This is a genomic window from Streptomyces sp. ISL-1 (assembly GCF_018614585.1).
In the GTDB taxonomy this organism is placed as follows: domain Bacteria; phylum Actinomycetota; class Actinomycetes; order Streptomycetales; family Streptomycetaceae; genus Streptomyces; species Streptomyces maoxianensis.
In genome coordinates, this window is sequence record NZ_JAGGOI010000022.1 from 101,082 (window position 1) to 118,743 (window position 17,662).

Below are 17,662 nucleotides of genomic sequence, written 5' to 3' on the forward strand. Positions count from 1 at the left end.
GGCAGGGCAGGCCGGGCGCGCTGGGCAGGCCGGGCGGGCAGGGCAGGCCGGGCGCGCTGGGCAGGCCGGGCGAGACTGGCCCGCAGAGGCGATTTTGGAAGTGCGTGACCTGTACAAGCACTATCCGCTCACCCGCGGCATTCTCTTCAAGAAGCAGGTCGGCTCGGTGAAGGCGGTCGACGGCGTCGACCTGGACCTGGCGCCGGGCGAGACGCTCGGCATCGTGGGGGAGTCGGGCTGCGGCAAGTCCACCCTGGCCAAGATGCTGGTCCATCTGGAGCGGCCGACGGCCGGGGTGATCCGCTACAAGGGCGACGACATCACCAAGTTGTCGGGGCGTGCGCTCAAAGCCGTGCGCCGGAACATCCAGATGGTGTTCCAGGACCCGTACACCTCCTTGAACCCACGGATGACGGTCGGCGACATCGTCGGTGAGCCGTACGAGATCCACCCCGAGGTTGCCCCGAAGGGCTCGCGCCGCAAGAAGGTCCAGGACCTGCTGGACGTGGTCGGGCTCAACCCGGAGTACATCAACCGCTATCCGCACCAGTTCAGCGGCGGCCAGCGGCAGCGCATCGGCATCGCGCGCGGGCTCGCCCTCCGGCCCGAGGTGATCGTGGCGGACGAGCCGGTTTCGGCGCTCGACGTCTCCGTCCAGGCGCAGGTGATCAATCTGCTGGACAAGCTCCAGAGCGAGTTCAACCTGAGCTATGTGTTCATCGCGCACGATCTGTCGATCGTGCGGCACATCTCCGACCGGGTGGGCGTCATGTACCTGGGCCGGATCGTGGAGATCGGCAGGGACGAGGAGATCTACGACCACCCGACGCATCCGTACACCCAGGCGCTGCTGTCGGCCGTCCCGGTGCCGGACCCGGAGGCCCGTGAGCGCCGCGAACGGATCATCCTGCGCGGGGATGTCCCGTCGCCCGCGAACATCCCCTCGGGCTGCCGGTTCCGCACGCGCTGCTGGAAGGCGCAGGAGCGCTGCGCGCTGGAGGTGCCGCTGCTGGCGGTTCCGGCGGAGTTCCGGCTGCAGGAAGGGCCGGCGCAGCATCCGTCGGCGTGCCACTTCGCGGAAGAGAAACGCGTGGTCCCGCCCGGACCCGAGGCGGAGTGATGCCTCTCCCGGTCTCCCGGCAGTCCGTATTCGCGGCTTGCTCGCGGCGGACAAAGTAAACAAATAGCCATCAATTTCGTTAACACGCAGGCAACTTGACCGTCGCAACACCGATATACGAACGCGCCACGCTGAACAACGTACGGCCGTGCGGGTGCCGTAGGCCGGCTGGGGCTCGCCATGTGGCCCCGGCCGGTCGCCCACCGCGCATGGGCCCTTGTTCAACGCTGTACAGCGATGCAACATCGCACATGTGACTCTTACCCGGGGGCTCGGATCACGGGCGCGGTGCTCTGCGCCGCGCTTGCCCTCATCGTGGGCGGCTGGATCGGCCGGGATCTCACCACCGTGGACGCTCCGCCGGACCTCTGGAGGTACTGGACCGGGAACGGCAGCGCGGGAGCTCCGGCCCCGCTGACGACGTCCCTGGAAGACCTGCTGCTCTTCGTGGTCTACGTCAACGTGGCCGTCGCGGCCCTGCGTTCGGCCGTCGCGGCCACCGCGCTGGTGGCCGCCGCAGTGATCACCCTCGCCCTGCGATTGCCGGGCCTGTGGGTCCTCAGCACCTCCTGGATGGGTCTGCGGGCCACCGACGAACTGCGCACCCGGGCGCTGTACTGCGCCTTCGCGGCCCTCGGGCTCGGCCTCGGCCTGATCATCACGGCGGTCGCGGGCCGCCGCACGCCCGGCGGCCACGACCCGTACCTCAGGCACGAGGCCTACGCCGCCCACGAGTTGACGCCGACCCGGCCCGGCCAGGGCGTGTCCATGCTCGCCTTTCTGCTGCTCGGCGCGGCGGCGGGGGTCCTGGCGGCCTGGGAGGTCTACACGGCGACGGAGATATGCGGCTCGCGCTATCTCGACCGCTTCACCGGCGGCGATACGGTCCTGCTGCCGCTGCTCGGCACCCCGCCCGGCTGGCTGGCCGCGGTGATCGTGGTGCTCGCGCTGGTGGCGGCGTTCGGCGCGCTCTTCCATGCGGTGTTCTCGCGGCCGCTGGGGTTGGTGGTGGCGGTGTTCCTGCTGGGCACGGGCGGGCGGGGCGTCGACATCGCGGTCCGGAACGAATTCGTCTCGCGGCTCGGTGATCTGCCGGTCCGGGATCAACTGCTCGTCCTGTCCTGGCTGTTCGAGCTGGCGGCTGGGGTGGTGCTGCTGATGGCACTGGCCCGGCGGGGCGAGAGCGACGCGGAGGCGTGGCGGGGGCGGCGGCCGGCCTACGACTATCCGCAGGGCGGGGGGCCGCCTCCGCCGATGTCACCGCCGCCGGGCTGGTGACGGGGCTTTCCCCCACCCCGTACACCGGTGCTCCGCCCCGGAGTCCCGTACGCCCTTCGGACGTGTCCTGATCGCCGGACATGCTGAAAAGTTCTGCCCGTCCGGCGGAAACTCAAGCCCCGTGGGGGTCCCCCGGACGAAGTCCCCTCCAGCTTCCGGCGATTGGGGAGCGGGGCGGAGCCACGGTCAGGGCCGAATGTTGAAACCAGCGGGTTCGCGAATCTGAACGCTGGTGTGTGCCGAACCTGCGGGTGGCGGTGGCTCCGCGAGGGAATGGTGCTCGGGTTCAGCCCGATGAGGGAGGCCTGAGTGCCTGTTTTTCGAAGCCCTGGCAGGTCTAAGCTCGGCGGATGACCTTGGAATGGGAACAGGTAATTGTTCACTCGGTAGATCCGGTGGCCTTGGGGCAGTGGTGGGCCACGGCTCTTGGTTGGGTTGTGGTCCACTCCTCCGATGAGGAGTTCGAGATCCGCCCGGAGCCGGATCGCCTGCCGGGGTTGGACTTCGTCCGGCTTGATGAGAGCAAGAAGGTCAAGAGCCGGCTGCATCTCGACTTCAGGCCTGATGACCAGGACGCCGAGGTGGCTCGTCTGGTGGCTCACGGCGCACAGCGTGTTGATATCGGCCAGGGTGATCAATCGTGGGTTGTATTGGCAGACCCCGAAGGCAACGAGTTCTGTGTCCTTGGCCAGCGGCGTCAGTGAGGCTCAGGCCTCGCCGGAGCCGCGTGCATCGCCGTCCCCCGACTGACCGGTGAGCAACGTCACCGCCTGAACTCCATTTCAGCCCCGTGGGGGCCCGGGATGACGTCCGGGGAGAGTGAGGCGCGGAGGGGCCGGGGCGGAGCCCCGAACCCAGCCTCGCCGACGGCCGGGCAGGGGGCAGTCAAGCCCGTTGGGGGTCCCCCCGGACGAAGTCTGGGGGGAGTCGCGATGGTGCGTGGCCGCTGGGTATGCCGTCCTGGCGGATCGGGCGCGATCGCGCCCGCGCCGCGGCGCGGGCGCTCTTGAGGTCCGTCTCCTGGTGCGCGATATTCCAGTCGCCGCAGCCGGGCAGCGAGAAGTCGTCGGAGTATTCACCGCCGTACGCGTGATGGAGGATCTGAAGTCCGGCGATTGAGAACGAACCGGCTGCCGGGCGGGCCGGTCATCCAACCCCCGACCCCCCTACCGCCTCGGCAACGACCGCTTCAGGAAGTCCACCTGAAGCAGCAGCAGATTCTCCGCGATCTGCTCCTGCGGCGTCATATGCGTCACCCCGCTCAGCGGCAGCACCTCATGCGCCCGCCCTGCCGCCAGCAACGCTGACGAGAGCCGCAGCGTATGTGCCGCCACCACATTGTCGTCCGCCAGACCATGGATGATCATCAGCGGCCTGGCCGGATTCTCCAGCGCGGTCAACCCGTCTTCCGTGACAAGCGAGTTGGCCGCGTACGCCTCGGGCCGCTCAGCCGGATCGCCCAGGTACCGCTCCGTGTAGTGCGTGTCGTACATCCGGAGATCCGAGACCGGCGCGCCCGCGACCGCCGCGTGGAAGACGTCCGGGCGGCGCAGCACCGCCATCGCCGCCAGGTAACCGCCGTACGACCAGCCGCGGATCCCCACCCGGCCGAGGTCCAGCGGGAACGCTCCGGCCAGCGCGTGCAGTGCCTCGATCTGGTCGTCGAGGGTGAGCGGGAAGTTGTCCTTGATCGCCTTCTCCCAGCCGGGGGAGCGGCCGGGCGTGCCCCGGCCGTCCGCCACGATCACCGCGAAGCCCTGGTCGGCGAACCACTGCGAGGTGAGGTATGGATTCTGCGCGGCGAACACACGCTGGCCGTGCGGACCCCCGTAGGGATCCATCAGCACCGGCAGCGGTCCGTCGGACTCCTGGTAGCCCTCGGGAAGCAGCACGCCGCACGGAATCCGCAGAGCGCCCGCCTCGCAGAGCCGCACCCGGGCAGTCAGCACCGGCCGCTCCGCGTACGAGGCGACGGTCGCGACCGGCTTGCCTTCCCGCAGCACCTGCACGGACGCGCCGCTGACCTCCGTGCGCGACGAGGCCAGCACCGTGACCCGGCCGGAGCGCACGGCCGAGTGCACCCCGGGGCCCTCCGAGACGCGCTCGATCCCCAGCTCGTTGACCCGGTACACATGGATTTCGCCGATCTCCGGATCCGTCGCCTCCTCGCCCGCCGCCGCGGACACCAGCACATCGCTCTCGCCGATGTCCAGCACCGCCCGCAGCTGCAACTGGCCCCCGGTCAGCGCCCGGTCGCCCACCGCGAGCACCCGCGCGCCGCCCTCGTCCGCGATCCGTACAAGCCGCCCGTCCGGCGCCCAGGCCGGCACCCCGGGGAAAAGATCGAGCCATACCCGATCCTCGTCGACATGCACCGTCCGGGTCACGCCCGTCTCTGTGTCCACCGCGAGATAGAGCTGCGTGCGCTGGTCACGAGACTGTACGAGCAGCAGCGGGGCGCCCGCCGCCGACCAGTGCACCCGGGCCAGATACGGGTACCGGGACCGGTCCCAGCCCACTTCCCTGCGCTCCCCGTCCAGGGTGACCAGATACAGCCGCACCTGCGCGTTGGGTGTCCCGGCCGCCGGATAGGCGACCTGCTCCGGCTCCCGGTCCGGATGCGCGGGATCGGAGATCCACCAGCGCCGCACCTCCCGCTCGTCGACCCGGGCGACCAGCAGGCGGTCCGACTCCGGCGACCACCAAAAGCCCCGCGAGCGGTCCATCTCCTCGGCCGCGATGAACTCCGCGAGCCCGTACGTGGTGTGCTCGTCGTCCGGCTCGGCCAGCGCCCGGTCCTCCTCGCCCTCCGCACCGGTCACCCGCAGCGCGCCCCGCGCCACATACGCGATGTGCCGGCCGTCGGGGGAGGGCCGCGGGTCGATCACCGGGCCGGGCACGGGCAGTTCGCGCGCGGTCCCGGCCCGCAGCTCCGCCGCGAAAAGCCGCCCGGAGAGCGTGAACGCCGCCAACTCGACGGCCTGGTCCACCGCATAGCCGACGATGCCCGCAGACCCCTCACGGCTGCGCTCCCGCCGGGCCCGCTCCTGCGCGGACAGCGTCTCCTCCGCCCCGCCCGTCAGCGCGCCCGGATCCGCGGCCAGCCGCTCCTGCGGCCGGCGTGCCTCGCTGTCGAGATCGAGCACCCAGAGCCGTCCCGCCCGGTCGGTCCCGGAGGCCGACCTGAGGAACACCACCCGGGATCCGTCCGGCGACACAGTGAAGGCGCGTGGGGCGCCGAGCGTGAAGCGCTGGGTCCTGGCGAACTGACGCGGGAAGGAGAGCTGCAGCCTCATGGTCATGCGACCGAACCTAGCGCTCGTGCGCCCCCATGTGCTGCTGTGCACCGATCGATGCGTTGGTACGGATAGTTATGATCCGTAGCGCAAGGTGGGTATGACCACCCTGGCACATGCAACCTGCCCGTCCCGACCGAATATCTGTGGAGGTGAACCGCCGTGGCACTCTCGATTTCGGCGGTGGTGCTGCTGGCGATCGTCGTCTTCCTGCTGGTCCGGAAATCCGGGCTGAAAGGTGGGCATGCGGCGGTCTGCGTGTTGCTCGGGTTCTATCTCGCAAGCTCGTCCATCGCCCCCACGATCAACGAACTGACCACCAACGTGGCCGGGATGATCGGGGGCATCAAGTTCTAGCGCCGCGGGCCCGGACTCGTAGGGTGTCCGCATGAAGGATCTCCCCGCCCGTCGTCTGCTCCTGGTGCATGCGCACCCGGACGACGAGTCGATCAACAACGGCGCGACGATGGCCCTGTACGCGGCCTCCGGCGCCCAGGTCACCCTGGTGACCTGCACCCTCGGGGAGGAGGGCGAGGTCATTCCGCCGGACCTCGCCCACCTCGCGCCCGACCGAGAGGACCGTCTGGGGCCCCATCGGGTCGGCGAACTGGCCGCCGCGATGAAGGAGCTGGGCGTCACCGATCACCGCTTCCTGGGCGGCCCGGGCCGGTTCAGGGACTCCGGGATGATGGGCGTCCCGCAGAACCGCCGCCGGCGCGCGTTCTGGAACACCGACGTGGACGACGCCGTCCCCTACCTTGTCGAGATCATCCGTTCCGTGTGTCCCCAGGTGCTCGTGACGTACGACCCGGGTGGCGGTTACGGACATCCCGACCACATCCAGGCCCATCGGGTCGCTATGCGCGCCGCCGAGCTGGCCGCCGAGCGCGCCTTCCGGCGCGACCTGGGCGCTCCGCACGCCATCGCCAAGATCTACTGGAACCGGATGCCGCGCTCCGTGGCCGAGGAGGGCTTCGCCCGGCTGCGCGCTGCGGGCGGAGCGGACTTCCCGGGCATCGCCGAGATCGACGACATCCCGGGTGTAGTGGACGCTTCCGAGATCACTACGGAGATCGACGGCACGGCGTACGCGCAGCGGAAGACGGCGGCGATGCGCGCCCATGCGACCCAAATCGACGTGGACGGCCCCTTCTTCGCACTCTCCAACCATCTGGGGCAGCCGATCTTCGCGACGGAGTACTACCAGTTGGTGCGGGGCGAGCCGGGCGCGCCGCCCGGAGAGCGTGAACACGATCTCTTCGCGGGAGTTGCGGCGTGAGCGGCAGTCGCGGCATGAGCGGGAGTTGCGGGATGTCAGGAGTTGCGGCATGAGTGGACACGACGTACCCGGCTACTGGCTCACCCAGTCGCCGAAGCCCGGCAGGATCGCCGCCTACCTCGGTCTCGCCGTGCTCGGCGCGCTCGTCGGCTTCGCGGGCTCCCTGGTCCAAGGTGCCTGGTTCCCGGGCGGGTTGGTGCTCGCGCTGCTCGCCGCGGCGGGGCTGTTCTACGGCTCCCTGCGGGCGACCGGGACACAGCTCGGCGTCGTCGCGCCCGCCGTGGGCTGGCTGGCCGCGATCGTGCTGCTGAGCATCGGACGCCCCGAGGGCGACGGGGCGTTCTCCGCCGGGATCGGACCCCTTGTCTACATGCTCGGCGGGATGGCGGTGGCTGTGATGTGCGCCACCATGACGCGGCCGCCGCAACCGGGCGGTGGGCCCGGCCGACTTGGCAAGTAGGGCCGTGGGGGACCCCCCGGTAGGCAGCAGGCAGGACGGGCCCTATGGTGGGTCGCCCCTAGGGGGTGGGAAGCAACTGAACTGACCATGCCCGTACGGTCGGCGGAATGTCGCTTTCCACAGTCCCGGGGCGTCTGTCTTCGGCGGCCAGTATGGTGGTGCGCGCCGCCGAGCCGCCCGCAGCAGTTGCTATCCAGTAAGAAACGGGCGGCGAAGCCAACCGGGAGAACCTGCTTTGAGTCGTGAAACTGACAGTTCGTCCTCCGGCCCCCAGGCGGGCGGTGGAGCCGCGTACCCCTCGGGAACACCGCCGTACGGATCCCGCCAGTATCCGTCGCTGCATCCGACGCAGGACGCTCCGGACGAGACCGGCGCGGCTCCCGAGCCGCAGCCGGACGAGCCCAGGACCGAGACCACGTTGACCACCCGCATCCGGATCAACATCCCGGGTTCGCGGCCGATTCCGCCGGTCGTCATGCGTACGCCGATGAGTGAGGTGGACGCGGCTTCGTCCGGCGGCTCCACGGGCGCGTCTTCGAGCGGCTCCACGGGCGGGCCCTCGGGCGGGCGGGACAGCGAGCGTACGGGCAGCACACCGCGGCCCGACATGGCACAGGACGCCGCGGCGGCGGAGCCGCAGGCCGAGGAGAAGCCGCCGACGAGCGACTGGTTCGCGCCGCGCAAGTCGTCCGGCACGAACGGGGCGGGTCTGTCGGCTTCGGCCGGCCCCGCGGGTCCCTCCGCGCCTGCCGGTCCTTCTGCGCCGCCGACGGCTTCGGGCCCGCGTCCGGGGGCCGCGAGCGGCGGCGGTCCCGGGTCCGGTCTCCCGTACCTCTCGGACAGCCCGCAGCAGTCCGGCCCCGCCCAGGGCGGACCGGGTGCGCCCCGTCCCACCAGCTCGCTGAGCGACCTCGCGGCGGACATCGGCGGCACGGCATCCGGTACGAGCGGATTCGCTCCCGGCAACGAAACCCCTCCGCTGGGCGTACGGCCGCCCGGCGGGCCGACGGCGGGACCGGTGACCGGCAGCATGCCGTTCCGCCCGCGTCCGGGAGGATCCGGTCCGGGTGGTCCCGGCGCGCCAGGGCGCGGCCAGGGCGGCCCCGCCGGTCCCGGACAGGCACCCGCGCGTCCGGGCCTCGGCGCTGCCGGTTTCCCTGGTCAGGGACCTGGCTCCGGCGGACCCCGGATGTCCGACGACACCGCCGTGCTGACTCCGCAGCAGCCCGCCGGTCCCGCGCCCGATCCCGCGGTCGGCCATGTCTCCGGTGACACGCTCACCAGCGGCATCCCCGTCGTGCCCCCGGAGCACCGCGCGCCCTCGCCGTTCCCGCCGCTCGGCGCCCCGCAGCACGGCCCCGGCACCGGACCGAACCCCCTCCTGCAGTTCCCCGGCCCGCAGGACGAGGGCGACTTCTCCGCACCGGAGTTCCCCGGCGGCCCGGGCGGCGGTCCCGGCGGCCCCGTGGTGCCCGCCCCTCGCCCCGCCGCGGCCAGGCCGGCCCCGGCCCCCGCGCCCCGCTCCGCGCCCGCCAAGAAGGGCCGCTCCAAGCTGGTGCTCGCCGGCGCCGGAGTGGTCGCCCTGCTCGGCATCGCGTACGGCGCGGGACTGCTGATGAACCACTCCGACGTACCGAAGAGCACCACCGTCCTCGGCGTCGACATCGGCGGCGGCACCAAGGAGGACGCGGTCAGCAAGCTCGACGGCGCCCTCGGCAAGCGCGCCGCCACTCCTCTCCAGCTCACGGTCGGCGGCAAGAAGGAGCAGCTCGCCCCGGACAAGGCCGGACTCTCCCTGGACAGTCAGGAGACCGTCCGCAAGGCCTCGGGCAGCGACTACAACCCCGTTTCGGTGATCGGCTCCCTCTTCGGTGCCGAACGCGTCTCCGAACCGGTGATCCTGGTCGACGAGGAGAAGCTGGGCGTCGCGCTCACCGACCTCGCCGGCGTCTCGGGTTCGGCCACCGAGGGCACGATCAAGTTCGAGCCGGGCAAGCCCGTCGCCGTACCGGGCAAGGCGGGCCTGGCGCTGGACGTCGGCCGCTCCATGATCTCGGTGAAGGACGCCTACCGTGCCCAGGTCGAGACGGGCAGGCCGAACATCGTCGAGCTGCCCGTCGCCACCCGCGGGCCGACCATCAGCCAGAGCGAGCTCGATCGCGCGATGAAGGAGTTCGCCGAGCCCGCGATGTCCGACCTGGTCACGATCAAGGCGGGCGGCAAGCAGATCCAGTTCGGCCCTGCCAGGTCGCTGCCGAAGATCCTTTCCATGAAGGCGATCGACGGCAAGCTTGTCGAGGTCTACGACAAGAAGGCGATCGAAGAGCTGCTGGACGGTGTCTTCGAGGGCGTCCTGATCACCAAGGGCGACGGCAAGCAGCACCAGCTCACCGCGGACGACGTCGCCCAGGCCATGGGCACGGCGCTGCGCGGCAAGACAGCGGCTGAGCGCACCGCCACGATCGAGCTCAACCCGAGCTAGCGGCACGGCCGACCGCCGTCGTCTCTGACAGAGCCCCTGCCCGGGACCGGGCAGGGGCTCTGTCACGCCGGGGGCTGCGAAGCGGGTCTGCCCACCGGTCTGTCCACCGGTCCGCCCACTGGCCTGTCCACCGGTCTGTCCATCGGTCTGACCTCGCCTCGTCAGCCTCATACAATCGCCGGATGAGCGCTCCCGACCTCGACACCCCGCCCGAGGCGAGTGACGCGCTGCGGGTGCTGCATCGCGTCTTCGGCTATGACTCCTTCCGGGGAAGTCAGCAGGAGATCATCGAGCATGTCGTCGCAGGTGGCGACGGGCTCGTGCTGATGCCGACCGGTGGCGGCAAGTCGCTCTGCTACCAGATCCCCGCGCTTGTGCGAAAGGGCGTCGGAGTCGTCGTTTCGCCGCTCATCGCGCTCATGCAGGACCAGGTCGACGCGCTGAGGGCGCTCGGCGTGCGGGCGGGATTTCTCAATTCCACGCAGGATTTCGACGAGCGCCGGCTCGTGGAGGCCGAGTTTCTGGCCGGGGAGCTGGATCTGCTCTATCTCGCGCCGGAGCGGCTGCGCGTCGAGTCGACCGTGCGGTTGTTGGAGCGCGGCACCATCTCGCTGTTCGCCATCGACGAGGCGCACTGTGTGGCCCAGTGGGGGCACGACTTCCGGCCCGACTACCTTGCTCTGTCCGCGCTGCACGAGCGCTGGCCGGATGTGCCGCGGATCGCGCTGACCGCTACCGCCACAGAGGCCACCCACGCCGAGATCGCGTCCCGGCTGAAGCTGCAGGATGCCCGGCACTTCGTGGCCAGCTTCGACCGGCCGAATATTCAGTACCGGATCGTGTCGAAGGACGACCCCAAGCGGCAGTTGCTCACGCTCCTGCGTGCCGAGCACGGCGGCGACGCGGGGATTGTCTACTGCCTGTCCCGCGCTTCCGTGGAGAAGACCGCCGAGTTCCTGGTGAAGAACGGGATCGAGGCGCTGCCGTACCACGCCGGGCTCGACAGCCGTGTGAGAGCCGAGAACCAGGCGCGCTTTCTCCGGGAGGACGGGCTGGTGATGGTGGCGACCATCGCCTTCGGGATGGGGATCGACAAGCCCGATGTGCGCTTCGTCTGCCATCTCGACCTGCCCAAGTCCCTGGAGGGGTACTACCAGGAAACCGGGCGGGCCGGGCGCGACGGGATGCCGTCCACGGCCTGGCTGGCGTACGGGCTGCAGGACGTGGTGCAGCAGCGGAAGATGATCGAGGGCTCCGAGGGGGACGAGGCGCATCGGCGACGGCTCTCCGCGCACGTAGACGCCATGCTCGCGCTGTGCGAGACGGTCGAATGCCGGCGCGTACAACTCCTCGCCTACTTCGGGGAGGAGAGCACCAAGTGCGGCAACTGCGATACGTGCCTGACGCCCCCGGAGTCCTGGGACGGCACCGTCGTCGCGCAGAAGCTCCTGTCGACGGTCGTCCGGCTCAAGCGCGAACGCGGCCAGAAGTTCGGCGCGGGTCAGGTCACGGACATTCTGCTGGGCCGTAAGACGGCCAAGGTCATCCAGTTCGATCACGACGCGCTGAGTGTCTTCGGTATCGGTGCGGAGCTACGCGAGGCCGAATGGCGCGGTGTCGTACGGCAGTTGCTGGCGCAGGGTCTCATCGCGGTCGAGGGCGACTACGGGACGCTCGTACTCACCGAGACGAGTGGTGAGGTGTTGGGCGGGCAGCGCGCCGTCTCGCTGCGGCGCGAGCCCGAGAAGAAGCCGGCGGCGCGGACCGAGAAGACGCCCAGGCAGCGAGCCGCCGTCGATCTGCCCGAAGGGACCCTGCCCGTCTTCGAGGCGCTCCGCGCCTGGCGGGCCGCAACTGCGAAAGAGCAGGGCGTGCCCGCCTACGTCGTCTTCCACGACGCGACGCTCCGCGAGATCGCGGTCACCTCTCCATCGACCCTCGCGGAGCTCGGCACGGTGAACGGGGTCGGCGAGAACAAGCTGGCGAAGTACGGGCAGCCGATCCTGGACACCCTCGCTGAGGTGACGAACGACCTGTCCGACTAGCGGCCCCTCCTCATGGCCCTGAACTCTGCACAGGCGGTAGGCAGCGGGAGCGCCGCATGGCGGGAAGTGGACCGTTGAACTGGCTGCGGCACGGGGCCGCGGCCGGGCATGCAGGTGGCTTGGGGCCCCGGAGCGTCCGCTGTCGCGGGCTCCGTCCGCGACACCGAGAACCCCCATTGCCGCCGTGGTCTTCGCCCCCGCCGCCTGGACAATCCTTCGTCACGGCGGTCGAGGCCGGCGCCCTCGACCGTAGCTCGTGCGGCGTGAAGTCGTGTCGGCGCGCGAGTGTGACACGGGGACTCAGTTCAGCATCGCCCGCGCCGCCCGCGCTTTCCCCTTGATCGCCTCCGCCGCGCCCTGATCCACCGCCGCCACCACATCCGCGTACGCGTCCAGCTCCGCCGCCCCCGTCGCGAACTCCCCGCGCTGTACGAGCAGCTGGGCCCGTTCGTAGCGCAGGCGTGCCGGGTGGGAGGGCACCAGCAGGGACAGGTCGAGCGCCCACAGCGCGACATCCGACTGTTCCGGGCGGGTCGACGCCCAGGCGCGGATGTTGTTCAGGATGCGCACCACCACTTCGAGCGGGTCCGCCGGGGCCAGCATCGACGGATCGAGCGGCGCTCCCGTCGCGCCCGCGACCATCAGCTCCGCGTCCGGACCCGTCAGCAGGCGGCCGCCCGCGAAGGGGTCCACCAGGACCTGCTCGTGGGGGTCGCCGAAACCCACCACGAAGTGGCCGGGCAGGGCGACCCCGTACACCGGCGCTCCCGCGCGGCGGGCCACCTCGATCCAGACGACAGAGAGGAGGATCGGCAGGCCCCGGCGGCGCCGCAGGACCTTGTGCAGCAGGGAGGACTCCAGGCGCTGGTAGTCACCGGGGGTGCCTCTGAAGTCGCAGCGGCCGCCGAGGAGGTCGGCCAGGGCACATGCCCATGCGTGGGGGCCGGTCGGACCGAAGGGGAGCAGGCCGGCGAGGCGGTCCAGTTCGATCTGGGCCGCGTCCAGGGCCGCCTCGTCAACGGCGGGGTCCGCCTCCGCGCCCACGAGCAGGCACAGCATCGCGAGGTCGGGCCGCTCGGAGCGGGCCTCCTCGGCGAACAGCCGCCGCCGGTCGGCGGGCCCGTCGGCGGACAGGTCGGGAAATTCGCCGTGCATATGCGATTCGTACCCACTTATGCAGATCGGAAGTGGTGGTAGTGGTGATGGGTCGCGAAGCCCATCCCGTCGTAGAGCGCACGCGCCCCGTCGTTCTCGGACTCCACCTGCAGCCAGGCCGCAGACGCGCCCTCCTCCAGAGCGCGCCGGGCGAGCGCGGTCATCACCGAGGTCGCGAGGCGTCGGCGCCGGTGGGCCGGGTCCACCTCCACAGCCATGAAGCCCGCCCACCGGCCGTCGACCACACATCGCCCGATCGCCGCCGGTGGACCGCCGGTGACTCCGGGTACGGATGCGAACCACACCGACGGGCCGCTGCCCAATACCGTCAGCACATATGGCCCGGGCACACCGATCCGCTGGTAGCGCTGTAGCCACGCCTCGTCGAGGGAGCGCGAGAGCCGCACCCGCTCCACCTCCGCGTCCAGGTCGCCGATCGGGGCCAGCGCCCCGATCCGCACCTCCGCCGAGACCTCACGCCGCCAGTCGCGCGCCTCCAGCTCCGCGCAGAGCTCCTCCTGCGTGCCGGCCGCCCCGGTCGCGGCCTGCACATACGCCGGCAGGCCCCGGTCCTCGTACCACGTACGCACCCTGGTCAGCGCCTCGTCGAGCGGCAGCCCCGGGTCTCCGAGCGGCAGCACGGAGTTGGCCCGCCGGGTGAACCCGGACGACGCCCGCAGCTCCCACTCGCCGAGCCGCTCGCTCTCCACCGGCTGCCAGGCGCGTGCGGTCACCCTCGCGAGCTCGATGAAATCCGCCGCGGGGCCCCGTCGCCGGGCCGGCGCGGCGGGCACCACCTTGCCCGCGACCAGCGAGGATTCCGGGATATGGACGCCCTCGCCGGTCCGGCGTGTGATCAGCAGCACACCCTCGTTCCAGGATGTGAGAACGCCTACTGTGTCGGTGAACTTCGCGGGCGCCCCGCCGGAGCTGGTCAGCTGCCTGACTGATACACGTTTGCCCACGTCAGCGGGTGTAATACGGACCTCGAGCCGTCCGCCGCGAGTGAATTCCACAGGTCTGCGAGCCCCTCCTGTTCGGATCGTCCCCAAGAACGGAGATACTAGGGGCGGGCATCGACGACGCCGCGCTCCCGCGCAATGCCAGCCCTACCGAGGAGGAACGACAGCGTGACCTACGTCATCGCGCAGCCTTGTGTCGACGTCAAGGACAAGGCGTGCATCGAGGAGTGCCCCGTCGACTGCATCTACGAGGGCTCCAGGTCCTTGTACATCCACCCGGACGAATGCGTCGACTGTGGTGCTTGTGAGCCGGTCTGCCCGGTTGAGGCGATCTTCTATGAGGACGACACCCCCGAGGAGTGGAAGGACTACTACAAGGCGAACGTCGAGTTCTTCGACGAGCTCGGCTCGCCCGGTGGTGCTTCCAAGCTCGGCCTGATCGAGCGCGACCACCCCTTCATTGCTGCACTGCCGCCGCAGAACCAGTAGTTCCCCGCTGTAGACGGCCCACAGCAGTGCCGCTCCCGGTCCCGTACGGTTCGTCGTCCGTACGGGACCGGAGGCCTTTGGCTGACGTACAAGAAAGAGAAGCCAGTGCCAGCAGTCTCTTCGCGACTTCCCGCCTTCCCCTGGGACAAGCTCGAGCCGTACAAGGCGACGGCCGCGGCCCACCCGGACGGCATCGTGGACCTCTCCGTCGGCACGCCCGTCGACCCCGTCCCCGAGCTGATCCAGAAGGCCCTCGTCGCGGCCGCCGACTCGCCCGGCTATCCGACGGTGTGGGGGACGGCCGAGCTGCGGAACGCGCTCGCCGGATGGGTGGAGCGGCGGCTCGGCGCCGTCGACGTCGCGCACACGAACGTCCTGCCGGTCGTCGGCTCCAAGGAGCTGGTGGCGTGGCTGCCGACCCAGCTCGGTCTCGGCCCCGGCGACAAGGTCGCCTACCCCCGGCTCGCCTACCCGACGTACGAGGTCGGCGCACGCCTGGCCCGCGCGGAGGCCGTCGCCTACGACACTGAGACATTTGCGGCTGACCCCGCGGGCGCGGACCTCGACCCCTCCGGTCTGAAGCTGCTCTGGCTCAACTCGCCCTCCAACCCCACCGGCGGGGTGCTGGCCAAGGACGAGCTGATCCGCATCGTCGCGTGGGCGCGCGAGCACGGCGTGCTGGTCTTCAGCGACGAGTGCTACGTGGAGCTCGGATGGGAGGCGGAGCCGGTCTCCGTCCTGCACCCGGACGTCTGCGGCGGTACCTACGAAGGCGTCGTGGCTGTCCACTCCCTGTCCAAGCGTTCCAATCTGGCCGGCTACCGCGCCGCCTTCGTCGCCGGTGACGAGGCCGTGCTGGGCGAGCTGCTGCAGCTTCGCAAGCACGGCGGGATGATGACCCCCGCGCCGGTTCAGGCCGCCACCGTCGCGGCGCTCGGCGACGACACGCATGTCACGGAGCAACGGGCGCGGTACGCCGCCCGGCGAGCCGCCCTGCGCACGGCGCTGGAGGGGCACGGCTTCCGTATCGAGCACAGCGAGGCCAGCCTCTATCTGTGGGCCACGCGCGACGAGCCGTGCTGGGAAACGGTCGCGCACCTGGCGGAACTCGGCATTCTGGTGGCGCCCGGCGACTTCTACGGAACGGCCGGGGAGAGTTTCGTACGGGTGGCGTTCACCGCGACCGACGAACGCGTCGAGGCCGCCGTCAAGCGCCTGGGCCGACGCCGGTAGAGCGCCGCGGAACCGCACAACGAACCAACGAACCAACGAACCAACGAACCAACGAACCAACGAAACACGGAGAGGGCCCCGGGAGTTCGCGCTCCCGGGGCCCCTCGGCGTACCGCCGCCTGGCTTTGTCTGCCTCGGCGTATCTCCGCGGACTAGAGCGGGGACTTCACCGGCAGCTGCTCGGTGGGAAGGCCGCCGCCGATGGGCAGGCCGCCGAGCGACTGGGTCGCGGTGCCGGCAGTCTCACCGCCGAGCGACCCGGTCGCCGTGCCGGCGGTCTCGCCGACGACGTCGGTGGCGTTGCCCGCGGTGTCACCGGCGACCCCCTTGGCGGTGCCGGGCGCCGACTTGCCGACCTTGCCGACGGTCTTGCCCGCGGCCGGGACGGCCTTCTTGACCGCTTCGCTGCCGGTGGCGCCCGCGGTGCCGGTGGTCTTCTTCGAGGCACTGTCGACAGTGTCGCCGAGGTTGTCCGTGTCGAGGGCGGTCAGGCCGCCGAGCGGGCTCTGGGGAAGTTCCACGGCGCTTGCGGAGCCGGCCGCACCGACCACGGGGGCTGCACCCGCCGCGATGAGCAGCGCGGCACGGGCGATCCGACGGGTCAGGGGGAGGGACATGATGCTCCTTGAGACGAGAAGGACGTTGGTTCGGACGCAGTGACAACCGCAGGAAGGGAGGGGGAAGTTGCGGTACATCAAGGTAAAGAGTTGGTAATGCGTCGCATTATCAGCCCTGGATAAAAATGGACAAACATTCCATTGCGCAGGGGTCTGCCGAACCGTCACTTCCCTTTGCTCGCAAGGGATTTGATGGATCAAGGGCAAGTCGTGCGAATAGCCGCCCGACTTCTTGTCCGAAAGTGACTCGAGCGCCTCTTTCGAGGGAGCGCCCGGATTACTGTGCGATGCGAATTCGGACGTGGGCCGCTTCGGAACTCGATGCGGAATCCGGTTCGGACGCCTCGGAACCCGACGCGGCGCCCGCGGAACGCCAGCCCTCGTCGGACTTCTGCGCGCTCCACACCCGGCCCCCGTACGAGACCTCGTCGATGCGCAGCCCCTCCGCCCGCGCCACCGCCCAGTGCGCCAGCTCCCAGCCGCGCCGCGGGGCCCCGCCGCCGTCGGTCCCGACCGTCGACGGCACCGGTACGGACACCTCGCGCGAGCCGGGCGCTCCCGACCTGCCCGAGGTCGTCGCCTTCGGCAGCACCTCGGGGCCGAACGCGCGCACCAGCTCCCGGCGCACCTTCGCCGGGTCTCCCGGCTCCTCGCCGTTGCCCGATTCGCAGGTCAGGGCCCCGGTCGCGCGACCGGTCAGGGCGGCGGCCAGCAGCGTCGCGTCCGGCTCGTGCTTCGCGTACGCCTGCGGGAAACCGCTGCGCTGGACGCGCTGCGCCGCGACGGTCAGCGGCAGCCGCGAGTATCCCGGGACCTCGGCGAGACGCTCGTAGAACTTCCCGGCGGAGTAGACCGGGTCGAGGATCTGCTGGGTCGTGCCCCACCCCTTGGAAGGACGTTGCTGGAACAGGCCGAGCGAGTCCCGGTCGCCGTGCTTGATGTTGCGCAGCCCCGATTCCTGGAGGGCCGTCGCCAGCGCGATGGTGACCGCGCGCTCCGACAGGCCGCGGGTGCTGCCTACCGCGGAGATCGTCGCGGCGTTCCCCGCCTGCTCGGTGCTGAGTTCGTACGTGGGGCCCTCGCCGTCGGCCGTACGGACGGTGCAGCGCGGGGCGCCGCCGCCGGTCACGTACTGCACCACGACGTAGCCGACGAGTGCCAGTAGCACGGCGAGCGCGGCCGCGATACGCAGGCGGCCGCGCCGGACGGGGGAGGCGGTCTCGGACACGCTGCCCACCGTACTGGA

General features: G+C 70.6%; 15 protein-coding genes. 10 read left to right on the forward strand and 5 right to left on the reverse strand.

Annotated features, from left to right (window positions below; all coding sequences use genetic code 11):
- The first annotated feature begins 91 nt into the window (after positions 1-91).
- The 3 genes from J7E87_RS16500 (at position 92) to J7E87_RS16510 (ending at position 3,102) form a co-directional block, all read left to right on the forward strand.
- Complete coding sequence (locus tag J7E87_RS16500; RefSeq protein ID WP_215094661.1) at positions 92-1,120, forward strand: dipeptide ABC transporter ATP-binding protein; 1,029 nt, start codon at positions 92-94, stop codon at positions 1,118-1,120.
- A gap of 237 nt (positions 1,121-1,357) precedes the next feature.
- Positions 1,358-2,398: a hypothetical protein gene (locus J7E87_RS16505; RefSeq protein ID WP_215094583.1), complete on the forward strand. Its 1,041-nt coding sequence runs from the start codon at positions 1,358-1,360 to the stop codon at positions 2,396-2,398.
- A gap of 350 nt (positions 2,399-2,748) precedes the next feature.
- Entirely contained in the window at positions 2,749-3,102 is a 354-nt protein-coding gene (locus J7E87_RS16510) for a VOC family protein (protein WP_215016539.1), read from the forward strand.
- A 462-nt stretch (positions 3,103-3,564) separates the two neighbouring features.
- Here J7E87_RS16510 and J7E87_RS16515 read toward each other — a convergent pair whose 3' ends face one another.
- Complete coding sequence (locus J7E87_RS16515; RefSeq protein WP_215094585.1) at positions 3,565-5,700, reverse strand: S9 family peptidase; 2,136 nt, start codon at positions 5,698-5,700, stop codon at positions 3,565-3,567.
- A gap of 156 nt (positions 5,701-5,856) precedes the next feature.
- On the opposite strand from J7E87_RS16515, the gene J7E87_RS16520 reads away from it, so the two are divergent.
- The 5 genes from J7E87_RS16520 (at position 5,857) to recQ (ending at position 11,960) form a co-directional block, all read left to right on the forward strand.
- Positions 5,857-6,051: a hypothetical protein gene (locus tag J7E87_RS16520; RefSeq protein ID WP_142213873.1), complete on the forward strand. Its 195-nt coding sequence runs from the start codon at positions 5,857-5,859 to the stop codon at positions 6,049-6,051.
- Positions 6,052-6,082: 31 nt separating this feature from the next.
- A complete protein-coding gene (mshB, locus tag J7E87_RS16525) occupies positions 6,083-6,973 on the forward strand; it encodes an N-acetyl-1-D-myo-inositol-2-amino-2-deoxy-alpha-D-glucopyranoside deacetylase (protein ID WP_215094587.1) in 891 nt (296 codons plus the stop codon).
- A 49-nt stretch (positions 6,974-7,022) separates the two neighbouring features.
- Entirely contained in the window at positions 7,023-7,433 is a 411-nt protein-coding gene (locus J7E87_RS16530; protein ID WP_215094589.1) for a DUF6113 family protein, read from the forward strand.
- Positions 7,434-7,668: 235 nt separating this feature from the next.
- Positions 7,669-9,915 carry a hypothetical protein gene (locus J7E87_RS16535; protein WP_215094591.1) on the forward strand — a complete coding sequence of 749 codons (2,247 nt, stop codon included), beginning with the start codon at positions 7,669-7,671 and terminating at the stop codon, positions 9,913-9,915.
- 182 nt (positions 9,916-10,097) lie between these two features.
- A complete protein-coding gene (gene recQ / locus J7E87_RS16540; RefSeq protein WP_215094593.1) occupies positions 10,098-11,960 on the forward strand; it encodes a DNA helicase RecQ in 1,863 nt (620 codons plus the stop codon).
- Between the two features lie 300 nt (positions 11,961-12,260).
- Here the strand turns inward: recQ and J7E87_RS16545 are convergent, their stop codons facing one another.
- The gene (locus J7E87_RS16545; RefSeq protein ID WP_215094595.1) at positions 12,261-13,115 is read right to left on the reverse strand and encodes a transglutaminase-like domain-containing protein; all 855 of its coding nucleotides are present in this window, start codon (positions 13,113-13,115) and stop codon (positions 12,261-12,263) included.
- Positions 13,116-13,132: 17 nt separating this feature from the next.
- Positions 13,133-14,131 (reverse strand): GNAT family N-acetyltransferase, encoded by a 999-nt coding sequence (locus J7E87_RS16550; protein WP_215094597.1) that lies wholly within the window; start codon positions 14,129-14,131, stop codon positions 13,133-13,135.
- A 114-nt stretch (positions 14,132-14,245) separates the two neighbouring features.
- Here J7E87_RS16550 and fdxA point away from each other — a divergent pair, with 114 nt between their 5' ends.
- Together fdxA and dapC are read left to right on the forward strand one after the other, a co-directional pair.
- On the forward strand, positions 14,246-14,566 hold the full coding sequence (gene fdxA / locus J7E87_RS16555) for a ferredoxin (RefSeq protein WP_018089397.1): 321 nt from the start codon (positions 14,246-14,248) through the stop codon (positions 14,564-14,566).
- 105 nt (positions 14,567-14,671) lie between these two features.
- Entirely contained in the window at positions 14,672-15,799 is a 1,128-nt protein-coding gene (gene dapC, locus J7E87_RS16560) for a succinyldiaminopimelate transaminase (protein ID WP_215094598.1), read from the forward strand.
- Positions 15,800-15,951: 152 nt separating this feature from the next.
- Here dapC and J7E87_RS16565 read toward each other — a convergent pair whose 3' ends face one another.
- Positions 15,952-16,416 carry an ATP-binding protein gene (locus J7E87_RS16565; RefSeq protein ID WP_215094599.1) on the reverse strand — a complete coding sequence of 155 codons (465 nt, stop codon included), beginning with the start codon at positions 16,414-16,416 and terminating at the stop codon, positions 15,952-15,954.
- 277 nt (positions 16,417-16,693) lie between these two features.
- Positions 16,694-17,653, reverse strand: a complete 960-nt coding sequence (locus tag J7E87_RS16570; RefSeq protein ID WP_374195184.1) for a hypothetical protein — start codon at positions 17,651-17,653, stop codon at positions 16,694-16,696.
- Positions 17,654-17,662: the final 9 nt, after the last annotated feature.

Coding starts and splice junctions, on each gene's coding strand:
- J7E87_RS16515 (WP_215094585.1), bottom strand. CDS start 5,700: ATGACCATGAGGCTGCAGCTCTCCTTCCCGCGTCAGTTCGCCAGGACC.
- J7E87_RS16510 (WP_215016539.1), top strand. CDS start 2,749: ATGACCTTGGAATGGGAACAGGTAATTGTTCACTCGGTAGATCCGGTG.
- mshB (WP_215094587.1), top strand. CDS start 6,083: ATGAAGGATCTCCCCGCCCGTCGTCTGCTCCTGGTGCATGCGCACCCG.
- J7E87_RS16545 (WP_215094595.1), bottom strand. CDS start 13,115: ATGCACGGCGAATTTCCCGACCTGTCCGCCGACGGGCCCGCCGACCGG.
- J7E87_RS16565 (WP_215094599.1), bottom strand. CDS start 16,416: ATGTCCCTCCCCCTGACCCGTCGGATCGCCCGTGCCGCGCTGCTCATC.
- J7E87_RS16505 (WP_215094583.1), top strand. CDS start 1,358: ATGCAACATCGCACATGTGACTCTTACCCGGGGGCTCGGATCACGGGC.
- recQ (WP_215094593.1), top strand. CDS start 10,098: ATGAGCGCTCCCGACCTCGACACCCCGCCCGAGGCGAGTGACGCGCTG.
- J7E87_RS16530 (WP_215094589.1), top strand. CDS start 7,023: ATGAGTGGACACGACGTACCCGGCTACTGGCTCACCCAGTCGCCGAAG.